Consider the following 17,501-nt stretch of genomic DNA (forward strand, 5'->3'; position numbering starts at 1 on the left):
GCGGGGCCTTTTACTGTCCGTCAGCGCCGGTAAGTCGCAAGGCGCCTCGTATCATCACGCCACCGTCTCTACAGCAAGCCAGCGGTCACTCATGTTGAAGCGACCGGTCTGCTCCATGCTGGGGTGCAGGCTCAATGCGTGCGCGGATGGGCGAGAAAGAATCGCACCATTTCCGCGGCGGCGTCAGGGCCGGTCGGGTCCGTGTACGAACCGCGCTGACTGCCGCCGGCCCACGCGTGACCCGCGCCGTGAATCGACCAAGACTCCGCTTCCACGCCGTTCGCCGCGACATGCCGTTGCCGCGTATACGCGCGCCGGCCGCTTGCAGCGCCTGATTGCTCGCTGACGGTGGTGGTGCCCGCGTCGAAGGCCGCGACGATCTCGGCCGCATTCGACGGATGGACGGTTGTGTCAGCGTCGCCATGAAACACGATCAACGGACGTTGCGGTGTGCCGTGCGCGCGTTTGCGTTGCGCCTTGCCGCCCTTCATCGCGCCGAGCGCCGAAGGCAGGTCCTTCGCGCAACCGTAGGCGAGGCCCGAATGCACGCCGGCCGCGGCGTAAAGATCGGGCGACGTCTTCAGCATGATGTCCGCCATCGCGCCGCCCGCCGACAGACCCGCGACATACACGCGCGCCGGATCCACGCGATAGCGGCCCATCACTTCTCGCGTGATGCCGGCGATCAACGACGGCTCGCCCTGATCGCGTAGTTGATCGGCAGGCTTGAACCAGTTCCAGCATTTCGAATGATTGGCCGCTTGCGCCTGATTCGGATACACGACGATAAAGCCATGACGCTCGGCCATTTCGTTCATGCGCGTGCCGGCGGCGAAGTCGTCGGCGTTCTGTGTGCAGCCGTGCAGCATGACGATCAGCGGCAATGGTTCGCTGTTGTAGACAGCCGGCACGTAGAGTTTGTACTGGCGTTGTCCGGCTGCGTTGCTGAACGTGTGTGTGCTGAAGGTGCCCGGCGAGTCGGCGTCGAAAGCCGGCGCGCCAGGGGCATGCGGAGCGGGGCGCGCCTGGGCCTGCGCCTGCGCCTGGGTTTGCATCTGCGACCACGCTTGCGCCCATTCGCTCGCATTCGACGGCGTGTTCGATGTCCGTACGTGGTCCGCGCGGACCTCGTTCGTTTTGCCGCCCGCGAGCGCGCGCTGAACCGCCGCGGTGGCTTCCTGCGGGCCCTTCGTGCGCAATAGCTCGAAGGCGTCTGTCATCGATTTCAGGAAATCTTCGTTCATTTTCATGATGGTTTGCAGTGACCTGTGTGGGCCGTGGATGAGCGAGTGGACCGATGAGTCGCTGCTTCAGCCACGATAATGAGTCGAGCGCCGCGCCTAGCTGATGCGGCCGGCGAGCGCCGCCTTGACCGCAGGCGACGCGTGAAAGGCGCCGAGCACCACCACCGATGCAATCGTGGCCGCCGCAAGTTCGGGCGGCACATCGGCTGCGATGCTGGCGAGGCCTAGCACGTGAATGTCGAGTTGCTCGTGCGCGGCCTGAGCCGCCTCGAGGTCCTGCCGCGAGAAGTGCTGCATGCCCAGCACCATGGCGCGCCGGGTCACCGTCTCCGCGACGACCTGGGCATGCACCGCGATCTGGTTGCGGATCGCCGTGCGGATCAGGTCGGTGCGGTTCGAGTAAAAGCCTTCTTCGACCAGCAGGTCGATCTGGCCGAGGTCGATCGGACCCAGGTTGATGGTGATTTTTTCGGTCTCGCCGCCTTTGGGGCGTGAGGCGTCGACGAGCTTGAGTTTCGGCATTTGCACTCCCGGTGGCATCCGTAGACCATCCAAATAACATCCAATGGGATGGTTATACGCTTGTCGACGGAGCACGGTCAAGGAGGAAATTGGGGGCTCGTTCAGGAATTACCCGGCAGTTGGCCGATGAATTGGCGTGAGACGACAGCATTCTTTTTTATCAGTAGAATGCTGCAATCGCAAAGGGCCGTATTGTCCCGAAGCCGGCCTTCAGGGCCACCCGGCTAACGAGTCTCATTGAAGCCGTGATGCCATTAGCACGCGGCTGTTGCGAGATGAGTGGACAGGTCGAATGCATAACTGGTCCGGCCGATGCGGTTCGGGAGGAAGGGGTACGCCACCCGGAAAATGGGTTGCTGCGGCGACAACTGAAATATCCATGGCGACGCTTCGTCACCGGGACCTGAGGAAACCATCGACGCTGAACCGGCCGACCTGCTGGCCTGGTATCGCACCAGATTCCAAACCAACTTCTCGTGGTACTTTCCTGGCCGCCATACTGTGTATTCCAAAACGCAAATCGATCCGGTAGTGAGCTTCCTCAACTCGCAGGGCGAGCAGGTGCGGGGCACGATCATCAATCTCCAGCGAAAGTCCCTGGTGATGGAGGTCTATAACCCGTACTCGATCGTCCAGGTCAGCGAGGTACTGAGCGACCTGTCGGTCAAGATGGGCGTGGAGCACGCCTATTCGGGCAAGGCCGTCGTGATCAGCATGGTCAACACGGGCCTGACAGCCATTGTCTCGGTCACGCTGATCGCCGAATGGCGGGAACTGAGCGGCGGCGTGCTGGAAGCGCGCGCGGTCGGGGAAGAAGCGCGCCGGTTCTCGCAGGACTGGGCCGAGCGCTTCAAAATCCGTCGTGACTACCAGATCGCGGTCAACCAGATCCGGGCTTTTCTCTCAGACATGTCCCGCTGGGTCGAGCAGGCGGACCTGGCCGACACCATGCCGAAGGATGGCAAAAGCCTGCGCGAGGATTTCTTCCTCGAACTGGCATCGCCGCTGATGGAAAGGACCAAGGTCTACTTCGACGAATTCGAAGGCGAGGCGCGCCTGGTCGACGAAGAACTGGCGCCGGCACACCGTGCCTTTGCCCAGGCCGCGCTCCATCCGCTGCTGCTGCGTTCGCCCTTCGTCTTCCGCACCTTCACCAAGCCGCTGGGCTATGCCGGCGACTACCAGATGGTCAACCAGATGCTCGACGATCCCCGCCAGGGCCCGAGCACGTATTTCCAGATCGTCAACGCGGCCTTCCTGCAGACGGCCGTGGCACGCGCGCACCGCAATCGCGTCGAGTTGCTGGTGGACTACCTGACCCGGCTGGCCAATGAGGCGCGCGCCGCGCGGCGGCCGTTCCGGGTTCTGAACGTGGGTTGCGGCCCCGCTCAGGAGATTCAGCGGTTCATGCGTGAATACGACGAGCCGGAGTGGCTGACGTTCGAACTGCTCGACTTCAGCCAGGAGACACTGGACTGGACGCGCGACCGCCTCGCGGCGATTGCACAGGAAACGGCCAGGCGCATGACCATCAGCTACACGCACGACTCGGTCCACCACCTGCTCAAGCGCCGGATGGATGCGGACGCGCCGGACGTCCGCGAGTTCGACGCGGTCTATTGCGCCGGCCTGTTCGACTATCTCTCGGACAAGGTCTGCGCCCGGCTGAACCAGCATTTCGCCAGCCGCACCAGACCGGGCGGCCACCTGCTGGTCACCAATGTCCACGCCGACAACCCCGAGCGCCTCAGCATGGAGCACGTGCTGGAGTGGTACCTGATCTATCGCAACGAGGCACAGATGGCCGAAATCATGCCGGAAAACTGTGGCGAGCCGCGCCTGTACACGGATGCGACCGGGGTGAACGTGTTCGCCGAGGTAATGATCGGCCGGCAACAAGTAGCCTGAGATGACGACATCCCTCGCTGGGCTGCGTTCGAACTATCGTGAAGAACTGCGCGACTACCGGTTGCTGTGCAGCAAGGCTGGCGGCCTGACCGTGATCGTGCTGGTGCTGATGGGCGTGGCGCTGGACTATGTCGTGTATCCGGCCGAGCAGAAGCGCTTTGCCATCGTTCGGGTGCTGACCAGCGCGGCCATCGGCCTGGCATTGCTCTCGCTGTACACGGAAACGGGCAAACGCCAGGTGCAGGTCATCACCTTCTTCTGGCTGCTGCTGCCGCAGGCCATGATCTCGTGGATGATTTATGTCACGCAGGGCGGGGAGTCGCTGTTCTATGCCGGGCTTATGCTGACGATCTTCGCGGTCGGGATTCTGTTCCCCTCCGGCTACTGGCAGACGCTGGCATTCGGTCTGGCCACGGTCTTGCTCTACTACGTCGCCTGCGCGGCGCATCCGGGCGGCATACAGAACCCAAGCAAGTTTCAGTTCCAGCTCATCCTGATCTTCTTCTGCGCGTTGGCCAGTTCCATTTACACCTACTTCAACGAGAAGGGCCGCTTCCAGCTTTTCCGGCTGAAGGACGAGGTAGCGCACAAAAACGAGCAGCTCGCGCTGACCAATGAAAGCCTGTCGCAGATCAAAGGCCAGTTGTTGCAGCAGGAGAAGATGGCTGCAATCGGTACGTTGTCCGCAGGGCTGCTCCACGAGGTCAACAACCCCGTGAACTTCTGCCTGATGGCCATCGAAATAGCCATGGAAGAACCGGAGGTCAAGGACAGCCCGTCGCTGCAGGAGTGCCTGACGGACGTCAAGCAGGGTATGCACCGCATCCAGCATATCGTGTCGGACCTGAAGACCTTTGCTTACCGCAAGCCCGGTGCGGCGGCGGACGACGTGCCATTCCTGTTCGAGAAGGCACTTGACTCGTCGATCCGGCTCAGCGCGCATGAACTGCGCGGCGTGAGCGTCACGCGCGAGCTGCCCGGCGATACCCTCGTGCTGGGCGACGAAGCCGCCATCATCGGCGTGCTCATCAACCTGTTTTCGAATGCCGCGCTGGCCATGCACAAGGCCGGCACCGCATCGCCGAAAGTCCATGTCACGGCGCAATGGCGGGACGACCGGCTGCACGTGAATGTGCGCGACAACGGCCCGGGGATCGCCGCGGAGAATCTGGCGCGGGTGTTCGAACCATTCTTCACTACCCGCGAAGTCGGCCAGGGCCTAGGCCTTGGTCTGTCCATCAGTTACGCGGTGGTAGAGCGGCACGGCGGCATACTGTTTGCGGAAAGCCAGTTGGGCGAGTGGACGGCGTTCAACTTCGACCTGCCGCGTCTGGAGTGATGTAGAAATGAGAGAGACCCAACAAGCGCGGCAAACTGTCGTCTATGTCGATGACGAGGAGTTGGCTCGCAAGTACTTTGCGCGCTCGGCGGGTCGCGATTATGACGTGCTGCTCGCCGGCAACGCGGACGAGGCCATGTCGATCCTGCGCCGCGAAGGCGCGCGGGTGACGATTTTGGTGACGGACTTCCGCATGCCGGGGCGGCACGGCGACGACCTGCTGCGGCAGGTTTCGCAGGAGTATCCGCATATCGTCCGGATCCTGGTGACGGCCTACGCGGACAGCAACGCGCTCCTGGGCGCGGTCAATTCCGGCGAGGTATTTCGAATCCTGGAGAAGCCGCTAGGCGTGGCCACCGTCCGCGAGGTGCTGGCATCCGCGGCTACGGCCCCGGTGTCGCGCCCGAAGTGATGCAGCGCATGCCGGTCGGCCCGTTATCACGAACGCGGGCGTGAGCGGCTGGGACATGATTTTCTGCAACCGCGTCATGCAGTCCTGCGGCGAGCGTATCAGGATCGCGTCCGCGTCCGGCGCCGGCATTACCGTGACGCCGGAATTCCCAAATTTCAAGGATCGAATCAGGAGTTACCCATGAGCGATACGATTGCCAACCAGACACCGCCACCGGCGATTCTATTCGTCGATGACGAAGCCACCGCGGTCAAATATTTCGAGCGCGCCATCGGTGCGATCGCGCCGGTGGTGACGGGCGCCTCCGTGGAGGACGGCAAGGCAATGCTGGATGCCCACGCCGGCAGCCTCGCTGTGCTGGTGTCCGATCAGCGCATGCCGGGTGAATACGGCAACGAACTTCTGCGCTATGCGCGCGAGCGCTATCCCCACATCGTCCGGATCCTGACGACGGCTTATTCGGAGCTGGACCAGACCGTCGAGGCCGTCAACCAGGGCCAGATACATCGCTATATCAAGAAGCCGTGGGACATCAGCGCGCTGCGCATGGAGATGAAGCAGGCGCTGGAGTTGTCGGGACTGCGCAAGGAACGCGACCAGCTCGTGCGCGAGAAGCTGAGCGTCCTGCAGACGCAGACCGTGGCTACTCGCATAGGCATCGTGCAGACGTTGTGCGTCAGCCTGATCGGGCCAGGGCGCTTTCAGCCGGTGGAGACCTATCTGGCCGGGGCCGATCTGGCCGGTACGCGCAACGTGGAGCCGGACTGGCAGCGTATGGATTACGCCGATCTGGTACGGGTCGAGAGCGAATGCAGCGGCAGTTTTGGCCATGCGGTTGGCACGCGCCTGGCGGAACTGCGTACGCGGAATGCGGGGCGCAGCGCTGCCGATGCGGTGCAAATTTTCGCTGACGTTCTCGGCGCCACAGTACGCGGCGATGGCGATGCGCTGATCTGGACTTCGCCGGCCACATTGAGTGAGTTCCTCACCCGGCCGGTGGCGCAGACCGTATCGGCCGAGCACGCCGCCTGGCTCGCCTGCCTGCTGTGGCTGGAAGAAGCTGGCGGCGCCCTGCGGTTTGCGCGTGAAGGCGACACCATCGTCTGCCGCGCCGGCACACGCGCCGCCAGTTTTGCGGCCGACCGCCTGGCGCTCTGGATCGAGCGGTTCTCGGAGCGGGCGTTCGACTAGGCGAAGGAGACGATTCGCTGTGCGAGAGCCCATGCATGACCGGCCGCGGCAATCAGTGCTTAGGCGCCCGCGCGCCCTTGACGCCGTAGGACCATGTGCGTGGCTTTCTCCGACGCTACGAATTCGACGCATTCGTATCCCAGAGCCCGCAAGTCGACCCCTTCGAACAGCCGTTCTCCTCCGCCGAGCAGGACGGGCGCGATAGCAATGTGCAGTTCGTCAATGAGGCTCTCGCGAAGATACTGCTGAATCGTTTTCGCCCCACCGCCGATGCGCACGTCCATTCCGCCGGCCGCCTCGCGTGCCCTTTCAAGCGCTTCGCGAATGCCGCCCGTGACGAAATGGAACGTCGTGCCGCCTTCCATCTCGATGGGTGGACGTGCATGATGCGTCATGATGAAGACCGGAACGTGGTACGGCGGATTGTCTCCCCACCAGCCTTTCCAGCTCATGTCCGGCCAGGGCCCACGAACGGGGCTGAACATGTTTCTGCCGAGAATCCAGGCCCCGACATTCTCAAAGCCGCGAGCCGCGAAGTCGTCGTCTACCCCGGTCGTGCCGCCGTCCTTGCCGAATAAGGTCCGCTGGAACGTGCGTGTTGGAATCAGCCAATGGTGCAGATCCGTCCCGCCAATGCCGAGCGGATTGTCGATGTCCTGGTTTGGGCCTGCTCCGTATCCGTCGAGCGAGATGGTAAAGCCGTTAACGCGAACTCGTGTCATCTTGTGTCTCCGCTTGGACGCCTAACTATTCGTTCTGGGACAGTGCCGTGTAGGAACTCTACAAGTGGCGCGTCTGGACGTGTTCGTTTGCAGGCGTTGAAGTGTTCAAGTACGACGGGTATTGCATTCGGGAAGGGAAGAACGGTAGCCAGAGGAGAAGCTGGCTGCCGATCTCTTTACAGATGTTTGTTTCTAAACAAAAAGCACTTTCACATCAGCACAATATCGTACTGCTCCTGGCTCAAATTCGACTCCACCTGCAGCGACACCGGCTTGCCGATGAAATCAATCAGCATTGCCAGATGCTGCGATTCTTCCTCGAGAAACAGGTCGATCACCTGCTGCGACGCCACCACGCGAAACTCGCGTGGATTGAACTGGCGCGACTCGCGCAGAATCTCGCGCAGCACGTCGTAACACACCGTGCGGGGCGTCTTGACCTGCCCCTTGCCCTGGCAAACCGGACAAGGCTCGCACAGCACATGAGCAAGAGATTCACGCGTACGCTTGCGCGTCATCTCCACAAGGCCGAGTTGCGAGAACCCATTCACCGTCACACGCGTGCGATCGCGCGACAACGCTTTCTTCAATTCGCCCAACACCTGATCGCGATGCTCGACGTTCTCCATGTCGATGAAGTCGATGATGATCACGCCGCCCAGATTGCGCAGACGTAATTGCCGCGCAATGGTGTGCGCGGCTTCAAGGTTGGTCTTGAAGATCGTATCGTCGAAGTTGCGCGCGCCGACGTAGCCGCCGGTATTCACGTCGATGGTCGTCATCGCTTCGGTCTGGTCGATCACGAGATAACCGCCCGACTTCAGATCCACCCGGCGCGACAACGCGCGCTGAATTTCCGCCTCGATGTTGTACAGATCGAAAAGCGGCCGCTCGCCGGTGTAGTGGTGCAGCTTCGACGACACCGCCGGCGTGAACTCGGCCGCGAAATCCGCCAGCATCTGATACGTCTCGCGCGAATCGACCTGAATGCGCGACGACTCGTCGTTGACGAAATCGCGCAGCACGCGTTGCGCGAGATTCAGATCCTGATACAGCAGGCTGGTGGGCGGCATGCGCTGACCTTGCGACAGAATCGTCGCCCACGTCTTGCGCAGATACGCGACGTCGCCGGCCAGCTCCTCGCTAGTCGCATCTTCAGCGATGGTGCGCACGATGTAGCCGCCTTTCTCGTCGGCGGGCAGCACGGCGGTCAGACGCGCACGCACGGCTTCGCGCTCGGCTTCGCTCTCGATCTTCTGCGAGATGCCGATATGCGGCTCCTGCGGCAGATACACGAGCGTGCGCCCGGCGATGCTCACTTGCGTGGACAGTCGCGCGCCCTTGGTGCCGATCGGATCCTTCACGACCTGCACCATCAACGTTTGCCCCTCGAAGACGATTTTTTCGATCGGCTGATGCGGTGTCTGATGCTGCGGCTCGCCGGCAATGCGCGGGTGCCAGATGTCGGCTACATGAAGGAACGCGGCGCGTTCGAGACCGATGTCGATGAAGGCGGACTGCATGCCCGGCAACACGCGTACGACCTTGCCGAGATAGACGTTGCCGACGCGGCCGCGCGACAGCGTTCGTTCGACGTGAAGTTCCTGGACGGCGCCTTGCTGGACCAGCGCGACGCGCGTTTCCTGCGGCGTGACATTGATCAGGATTTCTTCATTCATGGTGTTATTTTAGAAGTCGATGCGCGCTGCACGCAGGAGGGCAGCGGATTCAAAAAGCGGCAAACCCATGATACCTGAATAGGACCCGTCGATATGCTCGATAAACTCCGCGGCGCGTCCCTGCACACCGTACGCGCCCGCCTTGCCGAGCGGCTCGCCGCTCGCGGCATAGCGGCGGATCGCGTCTGCGTGCAGTGCAGCAAAACGTACCTTCGACACGGATAACGCAGCCGGCAGTAGCGCGCCTTCGGCATCGACCACGGCCACGGCCGTCAGCACTTCGTGATCGCGTCCGGCGAGGCGCTTGAGCATCGCGACGGCGTCGTCAGCATCGACCGGCTTGCCGAGAATCGCGTCGTCGATCGTGACGGTTGTATCCGCAACCAGAATCGGCCGCGCGGCATGGCCGCCGGCCACGAGGCGCGCGCGCGCCGCATGCGCCTTGGCGACGCACACCCGCTGCACGTAGTCGTGCGCGCGTTCGCCGGGCAGTTCGGCTTCGAGTGCTTCGGCGTCTTCATCGGGGCGCGGCAGCAGCAGTTCGAAACGCACGCCGAGCTGTTGCAACAACTCCTGGCGGCGTGGACTCTGCGAAGCGAGGTAGACGAACGGATGCAGCGAAGCGGCGGACGTGGACATGAACAGGTCTCGATGAAGCGGATTGCGTGAGGGCGCGACGGGTGTCGAGCGTCGATCAGTGCGGTGGGAAACCAGCGGTGCGAGCATGACGACGCGTGCTACGCGCACGTTGTTGTGCACGCCAGCATGCACATCGGTTAGCGCCGCAAATGCGACCCGAAAAAACACGGCGAAGGCGCGACTGCAACATGCGACTACGACACGCAACCTGGCGTCGCGACCGCCAACCGCACCTGCGCATTCTCAGCGCCGCCTCATTCGCTCACACGCGATGATAGGGGTGATTTTGCGTGATGGTCCACGCGCGGTAAAGCTGTTCGGCAAGCAGCACGCGGACCATCGCGTGCGGCAAGGTCAGGCTGGAGACGCGCAGCAGCATATCGGCACGCGCTTTCAACTGAGGATCGAGTCCATCGGCGCCGCCGATCAGGAACGCCACGTCGCGGCCGTCCTGCTGCCAGCCGGGCAGCGCGCCGGCGAGCTGCATGGTGGTCCAGTCCTTGCCGCGTTCGTCGAGCGCGACAATGCGCGCGTTCTTCGGCAACGCGGCTTCGATTTTCAGCCGCTCGGCGGCCATCACGCTTTCCGCGGGCCGTCCCGACGAACGCTGCTCGGGTTTGATTTCGCGCAACTCGATGCGCAGTTCGGGCGGCATGCGCTTCGCGTATTCGTCGAAGCCGGTGGCGATCCAGTCCGGCATCTTGTGGCCGACGGCGAGGATATGCAGTTTCATGACGGATCGAAGATCGCGAATGTCAACGCGGACCGGAACGGTGTGAGTTGCCCAAAGCCCGCCGCCTGACTTACTTGCGGCGCGCGGCCGTCTTGCGCGCGGGCTTCTTCACGGCCGGCGCTGCTTCCTCTTCGTCCTCGTCCTCATCGGGTTCGCTCGAACGCGCGCCGCCAAACGGGTCCGGCGTGGACAGCTTGATGCGCACCGGCTTGTCGCCCCAGATTTCCTCGAGGTTGTAGTACTGGCGCAGGGCCGGTTGCAGGATGTGCACGATCGCGTCGCCGCAATCCACCAGCACCCATTCGCCGATGTCCTCGCCTTCGGTACTGATGATGTCGCCGCCGTTTTCCTTGACGCTCTCGCGCACGCTCGAAGCGAGCGCCTTGGTCTGGCGATTGGAGGTGCCGCTCGCGACGATCACGCGATCGAACAGCGCGGTCAGGTGGCTGGTGTTGAACACCTTGATGTCTTGCGCCTTGACGTCTTCGAGAGCGTCGACGATCACGCGTTGCAGTTTGCGAATATCCATAGGGTTACCGGTGGTACAGATGATGTTGAAGAATATAGTCCCACACCGCGGTGGGGACATGGCTCGCCGCCTGGTCTTGCTGTTCGTCGCCCGCGAGGGCGAGCCGCTGGCTCACCTGTTCGCGCAGATGCGCGCGAATGTCGGTGGCCGAAACGTTGAACGCAAGCGTCGTATCGATCAGCAAGTGGCCGCAGGGCGTGGCTTGCAGAACGTCGGCGCGCGCACGGCGCGCGTCGATTTTTTTTGCGACCACGGGAGGAATCGACGCGAGGTCGAAGCCGGGCCGCGTGGCCGCGCAAATATGCGCAAAGTCGAACAGGCGCCGCCAGTCGTGCCATGTGTCGAGATGCACCAGTTGATCCGCGCCGATCAGGAGCGCAATCGAGGCGTCCTCACCTTCGCGTTCACGCCAGCGTTGCAGCGTGTCGACCGTGTAGGTCGGGCCGTCGTGCTCGATCTCGTCGGTCGCGACACGCACGGTCGCGCCCGGCAGCACCAGCTCGCTGGCCGCCGCGCGCGTCATGGCCAGCCGATGCACGGCCGGCGAGACGTCGGCTTTCTGCCAGGGCTGGCCGGCCGGCAACAGCACGAGTTCGGTCAGATGCAGCACATGCGCGAAACGCCGCGCGAGCGCGAGGTGGCCGTCGTGGATCGGATCGAAAGTGCCGCCGAGCAGTCCGATCCGGCGAGGCAGGGCAACAGGATGAGCGTTCGGCTTCAGGTGAAGATCCTTTGTCGTGACGATGCGCGGCGCGGTGCGGGCCTGAGCCTCACACCCACTCGCGCGGCACGAGAAAATCGCTATAAAGACGCGCTTCCGGCGTGCCCGGTTCGGGGTGCCAGTTGTAGCGCCAGTTCGCCACAGGCGGCATGGACATCAGGATCGATTCCGTGCGCCCGCCGCTCTGCAGCCCAAACAGTGTGCCACGGTCGAAGACCAGATTGAACTCGACGTAGCGCCCGCGCCGGTATGCCTGGAAATCGCGCTCGGCCTGACCGTACGGAATGTTGCGGCGCTTTTCGATGATCGGCAGGTACGCTTTGAGGAATGCGTCGCCCACGCTTCTGAGCATCGCGAACGATTGGTCGAAGCCCGGCGCCGAGAAATCGTCGAAGAAAATCCCGCCGATGCCGCGCGCTTCGTTGCGGTGCTTAAGGAAGAAATACTCGTCGCACCAGCGCTTGAAACTCGGGTAGAGGTCCGCGCCATAAGGTTGCAGCGCGTCGCGGCAAGTGCGATGAAAATGCTGCGCGTCTTCCTCGTAGCCGTAGTACGGCGTCAGATCCATGCCGCCGCCGAACCAGAACACCGGCTCTTCGCCGGCCTTGGTCGCGATCAGCAGACGCACATTCATATGCACGGTCGGGCAGTGCGGATTGTGCGGATGCAGCACGAGCGACACGCCCATTGCTTCGAAACCACGGCCGGCGAGTTGCGGACGCGCGGCGCTCGCCGAACCCGGCAAGGCGTCGCCGGCGACGTCCGAAAAACCGATGCCGGCCCGCTCGAAGAAGTTGCCGCCTTCCAGAATCCGCGTGTAGCCGCCGCCGCGCAGCTTCTCGCCGGGCCCGCGCTGCCATGCGTCGGTGGCGAACGGCGTGCCGTCGAACGCGCCGAGCGTGTCCGCGATATGCGTTTGCAGGCCTTGCAGCCAGCTGCGCACGGCCTGTGCGTCGTAGCTCGAATCGGTCATGAATGAAGATGCTGAGGGCGGCACGCTCGTCGTGCCGCGGGTTCATCGTGAAGGGCGACGGCCGGGCCGGCGTCAGGGGGAACCTGCGAAGGCGCGGCCATACGGTTTTTCGCTTCGGGCGGAATACTGCCGCCGCGACGGGCTTCGGTCAGGCCACGTCGGGCCTGAGTCGGGTCATATCTGCCCAGGTCATGCTGCGGGCGCGGATAGCGAAGCGAAACCCGCCGCGAAAACCCGCAGTGTAGCGCCGTTGGCGCCGCACGCGGGCAAGTGGGGTCGTGGCTTAGTGCTTGCCGTCGGTCTTGACGTCGTGCTTGCGATTCAACGCACGGTAGCCGATGTCGCGGCGATACTGCATGCCGTCGAACGAGATCTGGTTGATCGTTTCGTACGCGACCGACTGCGCGCTGCGCACCGAATCCGCCAGTCCCACCACGCACAGCACGCGGCCGCCCGAGGTGGTCAGCTTGCCGTCCGCCAGCGTAGTGCCGGCGTGGAACGTGACCGAATCCGCCGTTTCAGCCGGAATGTCGTTGATGCGGTCACCCTTGCGCGGCGTGTCCGGATAGTTATACGCGGCGAGCACGACGCCGAGCGCGGTGCGGCGATCCCACTCCAGTTCCACCGTATCCAGCGTGCCGGCGATGGCCTGCTCGACCACCTTCGAATAGTCGCCCTTCAGACGCGCCATGATCGGCTGCGTTTCCGGGTCGCCCATGCGGCAGTTGAATTCGAGCGTTTTCGGGTTGCCTTGCGCGTCGATCATCAGACCGGCGTACAGGAAACCCGTGTAGCGGATGCCTTCCTTCTCCATGCCGCGCACGGTGGGCAGGATGATTTCGCGCATCACGCGGGCGTGCAGTTGCGGCGTGACGATCGGCGCGGGCGAGTAGGCGCCCATGCCGCCCGTGTTCGGACCCTGGTCGCCGTCGAGCAGACGCTTGTGATCCTGGCTCGACGCGAGCGCCAGCACATGCTTGCCGTCCACCATCACGATGAAGCTCGCTTCCTCGCCGGTGAGGAATTCCTCGATCACGACACGCGCGCCGGCGTCGCCGAGCTTGTTGTCCGACAGCATCATGTCGACGGCGGCGTGCGCTTCTTCCAGCGTTTGCGCGACCACCACGCCCTTGCCCGCGGCGAGGCCGTCGGCCTTGATGACGATTGGTGCGCCCTTGGCGTCGAGATACGCGTGCGCGGCGGCGACGTCGGCGAAGGTTTCGTATTCGGCCGTCGGGATCGCATGGCGCTTCATGAACGCCTTGGCGAAGTCTTTCGAGCTTTCGAGCTGGGCGGCTTCTTTGGTCGGCCCGAAAATCTTCAGACCGCGCGAGCGGAACAGATTGACGATGCCGGCTGCGAGCGGCGCCTCCGGCCCGACCAGCGTGAAGGCGATCTGTTCCTGTTCGACGAAATCGGCGAGCGCAGCCGGCTCGGTGATGTTGACGTTGCGCAGACGCTCGTCCTGGGCGGTGCCGCCGTTGCCCGGAGCAACGTAGACGAGCTGAACCCGCGGCGATTGCGCGAGCTTCCATGCGAGTGCATGTTCGCGACCGCCGGAACCGACGACGAGTAACTTCATGTGAATCCCCGAGACTTAAAAACCATAAACGGCTGACGCAGCACGCTCAGCCGTGGAATGAGAGCAAGATTCGCAAACAGCCCGCAGCAGCCGGTGGCGGCGCGCAGGGCACAGTACGAACCCGGGTGGTCGCGTGATGTGAGGTCAGACACGCACGCCCGCTCAGCAACAACGCGAGGGCCAGACGGCGGCGCGGGCGTGGGTGCATGCAAGTGCAAGTGCCAGTGCCACTGCAAGTGCATGCGCCACGCGCTGCCGTGGCACGCTCATTCGTCGGCGATCGCGGCGTTTGTATAGACTTCCTGCACGTCGTCCAGATTCTCCAGCGCGTCGAGCAGCTTCTGCATTTTCACGGCGTCTTCGCCGGTGAACTCGACTTCCGTCTGAGGTTTCATCGTCACCTCGGCCAGTTCGGCCTTGAAGCCGGCGGCTTCCAGCGCCGACTTCACCTTCGGGAAATCGTTCGGCGGGCACAGCACTTCGATACTGCCGTCTTCGTTCGTGACGACGTCGTCGGCGCCGGCTTCGAGCGCGGCTTCCATCAGCTTGTCTTCCGCCGTGCCGGGCGCGAACAGGAACTGGCCGACGTGATCGAACATGAACGACACCGAGCCGTCCGTGCCCATGTTGCCGCCGTTCTTCGAGAACGCGTGACGCACTTCCGCCACCGTGCGCGTGCGGTTGTCGGTCATGGTGTCCACGATCACCGCCGCGCCGCCGATGCCGTAGCCTTCGTAGCGGATTTCTTCGTAGCTTGCGCCGTCCACGCCGCCCACGCCACGCTGGATCGCGCGGTTGACGTTATCTTTCGGCATGTTGGCGTCGTACGCCTTTTCGACGGCGAGCCGCAGGCGCGGGTTCGAGTCGATGTCGCCGCCGCCCATGCGCGCCGCGACCTGGATTTCCTTGATGAGCCGCGTCCAGACCTTGCCGCGCTTGGCGTCGGCCGCTGCTTTCTTATGCTTGATGTTGGCCCATTTCGAATGACCCGCCATACCTGTTCTCCATCGCGCGCGCCGGTGGGGCGCACGCATTGTGCAATTGTCGTTGCGATGTCGGGCGCTTGCTCGTGTTCGCGCGCCTGTGCGCGCGTTCGCGGTATTGTGCGCCTCGCTGTCAAACCGCCCGCTGCCTGACTGTCCGGCTCAACTGTTCGTGGCCAACCCGCCGTGGCTGTGCGTATCGACCCTGATCGCGGCCAGCCGGGCCCGGCTGGCGGGACCGCGAGTCGGCAGCGCGATTGGGACGGGGCGGTGCGGCTCGCACGCGGCAAACGCCGCGCCGGCCTGCCAGGCCCCGCGAAAGGCGCGGGGCGCCAGGCGGTGTGGTCGACGGTAGTGCGAGTTGAGCCGCTCTTTGAGCGGATTCGAATTTTATCACGCCGCAGGGGCGCGGCAGAGGACGAGATAGCGGCGAACACCGCGAAAAGTGCGTGATGACGGCGGCTGGCGCGCGCCGTCAAGCGTTTTTCAGGCCGCTTTCAGTTTTTCGTGCCGAACAGGCGGTCGCCGGCGTCGCCGAGACCCGGCACGATGTACGCGTGCTCGTTCAGATGCGAATCGAGCGAGGCGACATACAGCTTGACGTCCGGATGGGCGTCCTGGAACACCTGCACGCCTTCGGGCGCGGCGACCAGCGCGAGGAACATGATGTTCTCGCCGGCCACGTTGCGGCGCTTGAGCACGTCGACCGCATGCACCGCGGAGTAGCCGGTCGCGACCATCGGATCGCACAGGATGAACACGCGGTCTTCGAGGTCGGGCAGACGCACCAGATATTCGACCGGGCGATGATCTTCGGCACGGTACACGCCGATGTGGCCCACCCGCGCCGACGGCACCAGTTCCAGCAGGCCGTCCGACATGCCGATGCCGGCCCGCAGCACCGGTACGATCGCCAGCTTCTTGCCGGCGATCACCGGCGCGTCGATCTCGACGAGCGGCGTGGTCAGGCGGCGCGTGGTCATGGGCAGATTGCGGGTGATCTCGTAGCCCATCAGCAGCGTGATTTCACGCAGCAGTTCGCGGAACGTGCGAGTCGAGGTGTCCCGGTCGCGCATATGCGACAGCTTGTGCTGGATCAGCGGGTGATCGAGGATGAAGAGATTGGGAAAACGGCTGTCCTGGGTCATGGCGGGTGCGCACGGGGCGGCTAGAGGGATCGGTTCGGCGCGTCGCGCGGCCGGGAAACCGGCAGGCTGGCGGACGCGCCACGGCGCAAGTTTACCGAAAGAGTGCCGCCGGAAGATACCGGAGATTGCAGCGGCCCGCCGCAGTCCGGCACCGATTCTTCTAGAATCGGGGAAACTTGCCGCGCGAGGGGCCGGGATATCTCGCCAGGGCCGAGGCCGAGGGGAGAGCGCGCGAGGCGGTCCGCGGTTTCGCCAGAATGCGGCCCCGGACCTGTCGCTTTACGCCAGGCCTCTGAGGAACGTAAGAAAACTTGCGGCGGCCCGGTGTCTCGCACGCGGCACAACTTCACGAGGAGCACACATATGGACATGGGAATCGCAGGACGCACCGCGCTGGTCTGCGCGGCCAGCAAAGGCTTGGGGCGCGGCTGCGCGGAAGCGCTCGCCGCCGAAGGCGTCAACCTGACGATCGTCGCGCGCACCGCCGAGACGCTGGAGGCGACCGCCGCCGAGATTCGCAAGCAAAGCGGCGTGGAAGTGAAGACGGTGGCCTGCGACATCACCACGCCGGAAGGCCGGGCAGCGGCGCTCGCCGTTTGTCCGCAGCCGGACATTCTGGTCAACAACGCGGGCGGCCCGCCGCCGGGCGACTTTCGCGACTTTACGCACGAAGACTGGATCCGTGCGCTCGAAAGCAACATGCTCACGCCGATCGAGCTGATACGCGCGACCATCGACTCGATGAGCGCGAAAGGTTACGGGCGCATCGTCAATATCACGAGTTCGGCGGTGAAGGCGCCGATCGACGTGCTCGGGTTGTCCAATGGCGCGCGCTCGGGGCTGACGGGCTTCGTCGCGGGACTGGCGCGCAAGGTCGCGCCCACCGGTGTGACCATCAACAACCTGCTGCCGGGGCTGTTCGACACCGACCGCATCGGCGTCACCTTCGCGGCGCAAGCCAAGGCGCAGAACATTTCCGTCGACGAGGCGCGCAAGCAGCGCACGAAGACGATTCCCGCCGGCCGTTTCGGCACCCGCGAGGAATTCGGCGCTGCCTGCGCGTTCCTGTGCAGCGCGCATGCCGGCTATATCACCGGACAGAACTGGCTGATCGACGGCGGCGCCTATCCCGGGACGTTCTGAACGGCACGTCCTAAAGCATCACCACAAGCACCA

The 17,501-nt window shown here is 63.8% G+C and carries 17 protein-coding genes; 5 read left to right on the forward strand and 12 right to left on the reverse strand.

Translation table 11 applies throughout. The features are described 5' to 3' along the window. Nucleotides 1-131 precede the first annotated feature (131 nt). Together B0G80_RS21950 and B0G80_RS21955 are read right to left on the reverse strand one after the other, a co-directional pair. On the reverse strand, nt 132-1,250 hold the full coding sequence (locus B0G80_RS21950) for a PHB depolymerase family esterase (RefSeq protein WP_116119396.1): 1,119 nt from the start codon (nt 1,248-1,250) through the stop codon (nt 132-134). A gap of 90 nt (nt 1,251-1,340) precedes the next feature. Continuing rightward, a complete protein-coding gene (locus tag B0G80_RS21955; RefSeq protein WP_106280285.1) occupies nt 1,341-1,766 on the reverse strand; it encodes a CopG family transcriptional regulator in 426 nt (141 codons plus the stop codon). Nucleotides 1,767-2,267: 501 nt separating this feature from the next. Here B0G80_RS21955 and B0G80_RS21960 point away from each other — a divergent pair. The 4 genes from B0G80_RS21960 to B0G80_RS21980 all read left to right on the forward strand — a co-directional run bounded on the left by B0G80_RS21960 (nt 2,268) and on the right by B0G80_RS21980 (nt 6,616). Then, nucleotides 2,268-3,674: a class I SAM-dependent methyltransferase gene (locus B0G80_RS21960; protein WP_116119397.1), complete on the forward strand. Its 1,407-nt coding sequence runs from the start codon at nt 2,268-2,270 to the stop codon at nt 3,672-3,674. Nucleotide 3,675: 1 nt separating this feature from the next. Then, nucleotides 3,676-5,013 (forward strand): sensor histidine kinase, encoded by a 1,338-nt coding sequence (locus B0G80_RS21965; RefSeq protein WP_116119398.1) that lies wholly within the window; start codon nt 3,676-3,678, stop codon nt 5,011-5,013. Between the two features lie 7 nt (nt 5,014-5,020). Beyond that, the gene (locus B0G80_RS21970; protein WP_116119399.1) at nt 5,021-5,425 is read left to right on the forward strand and encodes a response regulator; all 405 of its coding nucleotides are present in this window, start codon (nt 5,021-5,023) and stop codon (nt 5,423-5,425) included. A gap of 180 nt (nt 5,426-5,605) precedes the next feature. Next, on the forward strand, nt 5,606-6,616 hold the full coding sequence (locus B0G80_RS21980; RefSeq protein WP_116119401.1) for a response regulator: 1,011 nt from the start codon (nt 5,606-5,608) through the stop codon (nt 6,614-6,616). Nucleotides 6,617-6,675: 59 nt separating this feature from the next. Here B0G80_RS21980 and B0G80_RS21985 read toward each other — a convergent pair whose 3' ends face one another. The 10 genes from B0G80_RS21985 to upp all read right to left on the reverse strand — a co-directional run bounded on the left by B0G80_RS21985 (nt 6,676) and on the right by upp (nt 16,325). Continuing rightward, entirely contained in the window at nt 6,676-7,338 is a 663-nt protein-coding gene (locus B0G80_RS21985) for a dihydrofolate reductase family protein (RefSeq protein ID WP_116119402.1), read from the reverse strand. A 209-nt stretch (nt 7,339-7,547) separates the two neighbouring features. Continuing rightward, nucleotides 7,548-9,017, reverse strand: coding sequence for a ribonuclease G (gene rng, locus B0G80_RS21990; protein WP_012432329.1), 1,470 nt, complete (start codon nt 9,015-9,017; stop codon nt 7,548-7,550). A gap of 9 nt (nt 9,018-9,026) precedes the next feature. Beyond that, on the reverse strand, nt 9,027-9,656 hold the full coding sequence (locus tag B0G80_RS21995) for a nucleoside triphosphate pyrophosphatase (RefSeq protein ID WP_106280456.1): 630 nt from the start codon (nt 9,654-9,656) through the stop codon (nt 9,027-9,029). A gap of 262 nt (nt 9,657-9,918) precedes the next feature. Next, nucleotides 9,919-10,389: a 23S rRNA (pseudouridine(1915)-N(3))-methyltransferase RlmH gene (gene rlmH / locus B0G80_RS22000; protein WP_106280297.1), complete on the reverse strand. Its 471-nt coding sequence runs from the start codon at nt 10,387-10,389 to the stop codon at nt 9,919-9,921. 70 nt (nt 10,390-10,459) lie between these two features. Continuing rightward, nucleotides 10,460-10,918 carry a ribosome silencing factor gene (gene rsfS / locus B0G80_RS22005; RefSeq protein ID WP_116119403.1) on the reverse strand — a complete coding sequence of 153 codons (459 nt, stop codon included), beginning with the start codon at nt 10,916-10,918 and terminating at the stop codon, nt 10,460-10,462. A 4-nt stretch (nt 10,919-10,922) separates the two neighbouring features. Next, a complete protein-coding gene (locus tag B0G80_RS22010; protein ID WP_408968044.1) occupies nt 10,923-11,639 on the reverse strand; it encodes a nicotinate-nucleotide adenylyltransferase in 717 nt (238 codons plus the stop codon). A gap of 49 nt (nt 11,640-11,688) precedes the next feature. Then, on the reverse strand, nt 11,689-12,612 hold the full coding sequence (hemF, locus tag B0G80_RS22015; RefSeq protein WP_116119405.1) for an oxygen-dependent coproporphyrinogen oxidase: 924 nt from the start codon (nt 12,610-12,612) through the stop codon (nt 11,689-11,691). A 283-nt stretch (nt 12,613-12,895) separates the two neighbouring features. Further along, a complete protein-coding gene (purD, locus tag B0G80_RS22025; RefSeq protein ID WP_106280307.1) occupies nt 12,896-14,194 on the reverse strand; it encodes a phosphoribosylamine--glycine ligase in 1,299 nt (432 codons plus the stop codon). Nucleotides 14,195-14,460: 266 nt separating this feature from the next. Then, nucleotides 14,461-15,189: a YebC/PmpR family DNA-binding transcriptional regulator gene (locus B0G80_RS22030; RefSeq protein WP_106280309.1), complete on the reverse strand. Its 729-nt coding sequence runs from the start codon at nt 15,187-15,189 to the stop codon at nt 14,461-14,463. Nucleotides 15,190-15,674: 485 nt separating this feature from the next. Next, nucleotides 15,675-16,325 carry a uracil phosphoribosyltransferase gene (upp, locus tag B0G80_RS22035; protein ID WP_012432337.1) on the reverse strand — a complete coding sequence of 217 codons (651 nt, stop codon included), beginning with the start codon at nt 16,323-16,325 and terminating at the stop codon, nt 15,675-15,677. Between the two features lie 363 nt (nt 16,326-16,688). Here upp and B0G80_RS22040 point away from each other — a divergent pair, with 363 nt between their 5' ends. Then, entirely contained in the window at nt 16,689-17,468 is a 780-nt protein-coding gene (locus B0G80_RS22040; protein WP_116119407.1) for an SDR family oxidoreductase, read from the forward strand. Nucleotides 17,469-17,501: the final 33 nt, after the last annotated feature.

The sequence above is a fragment of the Paraburkholderia sp. BL6669N2 genome, assembly GCF_003387275.1.
GTDB lineage: Bacteria > Pseudomonadota > Gammaproteobacteria > Burkholderiales > Burkholderiaceae > Paraburkholderia.

Bases quoted from the DNA above. Each gene is read 5' to 3' on its own strand.
- B0G80_RS21965 (WP_116119398.1), top strand. From the start codon at position 3,676: ATGACGACATCCCTCGCTGGGCTGCGTTCGAACTATCGTGAAGAACTG.
- B0G80_RS21985 (WP_116119402.1), bottom strand. From the start codon at position 7,338: ATGACACGAGTTCGCGTTAACGGCTTTACCATCTCGCTCGACGGATAC.
- hemF (WP_116119405.1), bottom strand. From the start codon at position 12,612: ATGACCGATTCGAGCTACGACGCACAGGCCGTGCGCAGCTGGCTGCAA.
- rlmH (WP_106280297.1), bottom strand. From the start codon at position 10,389: ATGAAACTGCATATCCTCGCCGTCGGCCACAAGATGCCGGACTGGATC.
- B0G80_RS21955 (WP_106280285.1), bottom strand. From the start codon at position 1,766: ATGCCGAAACTCAAGCTCGTCGACGCCTCACGCCCCAAAGGCGGCGAG.
- B0G80_RS21950 (WP_116119396.1), bottom strand. From the start codon at position 1,250: ATGAAAATGAACGAAGATTTCCTGAAATCGATGACAGACGCCTTCGAG.
- rng (WP_012432329.1), bottom strand. From the start codon at position 9,017: ATGAATGAAGAAATCCTGATCAATGTCACGCCGCAGGAAACGCGCGTC.
- purD (WP_106280307.1), bottom strand. From the start codon at position 14,194: ATGAAGTTACTCGTCGTCGGTTCCGGCGGTCGCGAACATGCACTCGCA.
- B0G80_RS22040 (WP_116119407.1), top strand. From the start codon at position 16,689: ATGGACATGGGAATCGCAGGACGCACCGCGCTGGTCTGCGCGGCCAGC.
- B0G80_RS21980 (WP_116119401.1), top strand. From the start codon at position 5,606: ATGAGCGATACGATTGCCAACCAGACACCGCCACCGGCGATTCTATTC.
- B0G80_RS22030 (WP_106280309.1), bottom strand. From the start codon at position 15,189: ATGGCGGGTCATTCGAAATGGGCCAACATCAAGCATAAGAAAGCAGCG.
- B0G80_RS21970 (WP_116119399.1), top strand. From the start codon at position 5,021: ATGAGAGAGACCCAACAAGCGCGGCAAACTGTCGTCTATGTCGATGAC.
- upp (WP_012432337.1), bottom strand. From the start codon at position 16,325: ATGACCCAGGACAGCCGTTTTCCCAATCTCTTCATCCTCGATCACCCG.
- B0G80_RS21995 (WP_106280456.1), bottom strand. From the start codon at position 9,656: ATGTCCACGTCCGCCGCTTCGCTGCATCCGTTCGTCTACCTCGCTTCG.
- rsfS (WP_116119403.1), bottom strand. From the start codon at position 10,918: ATGGATATTCGCAAACTGCAACGCGTGATCGTCGACGCTCTCGAAGAC.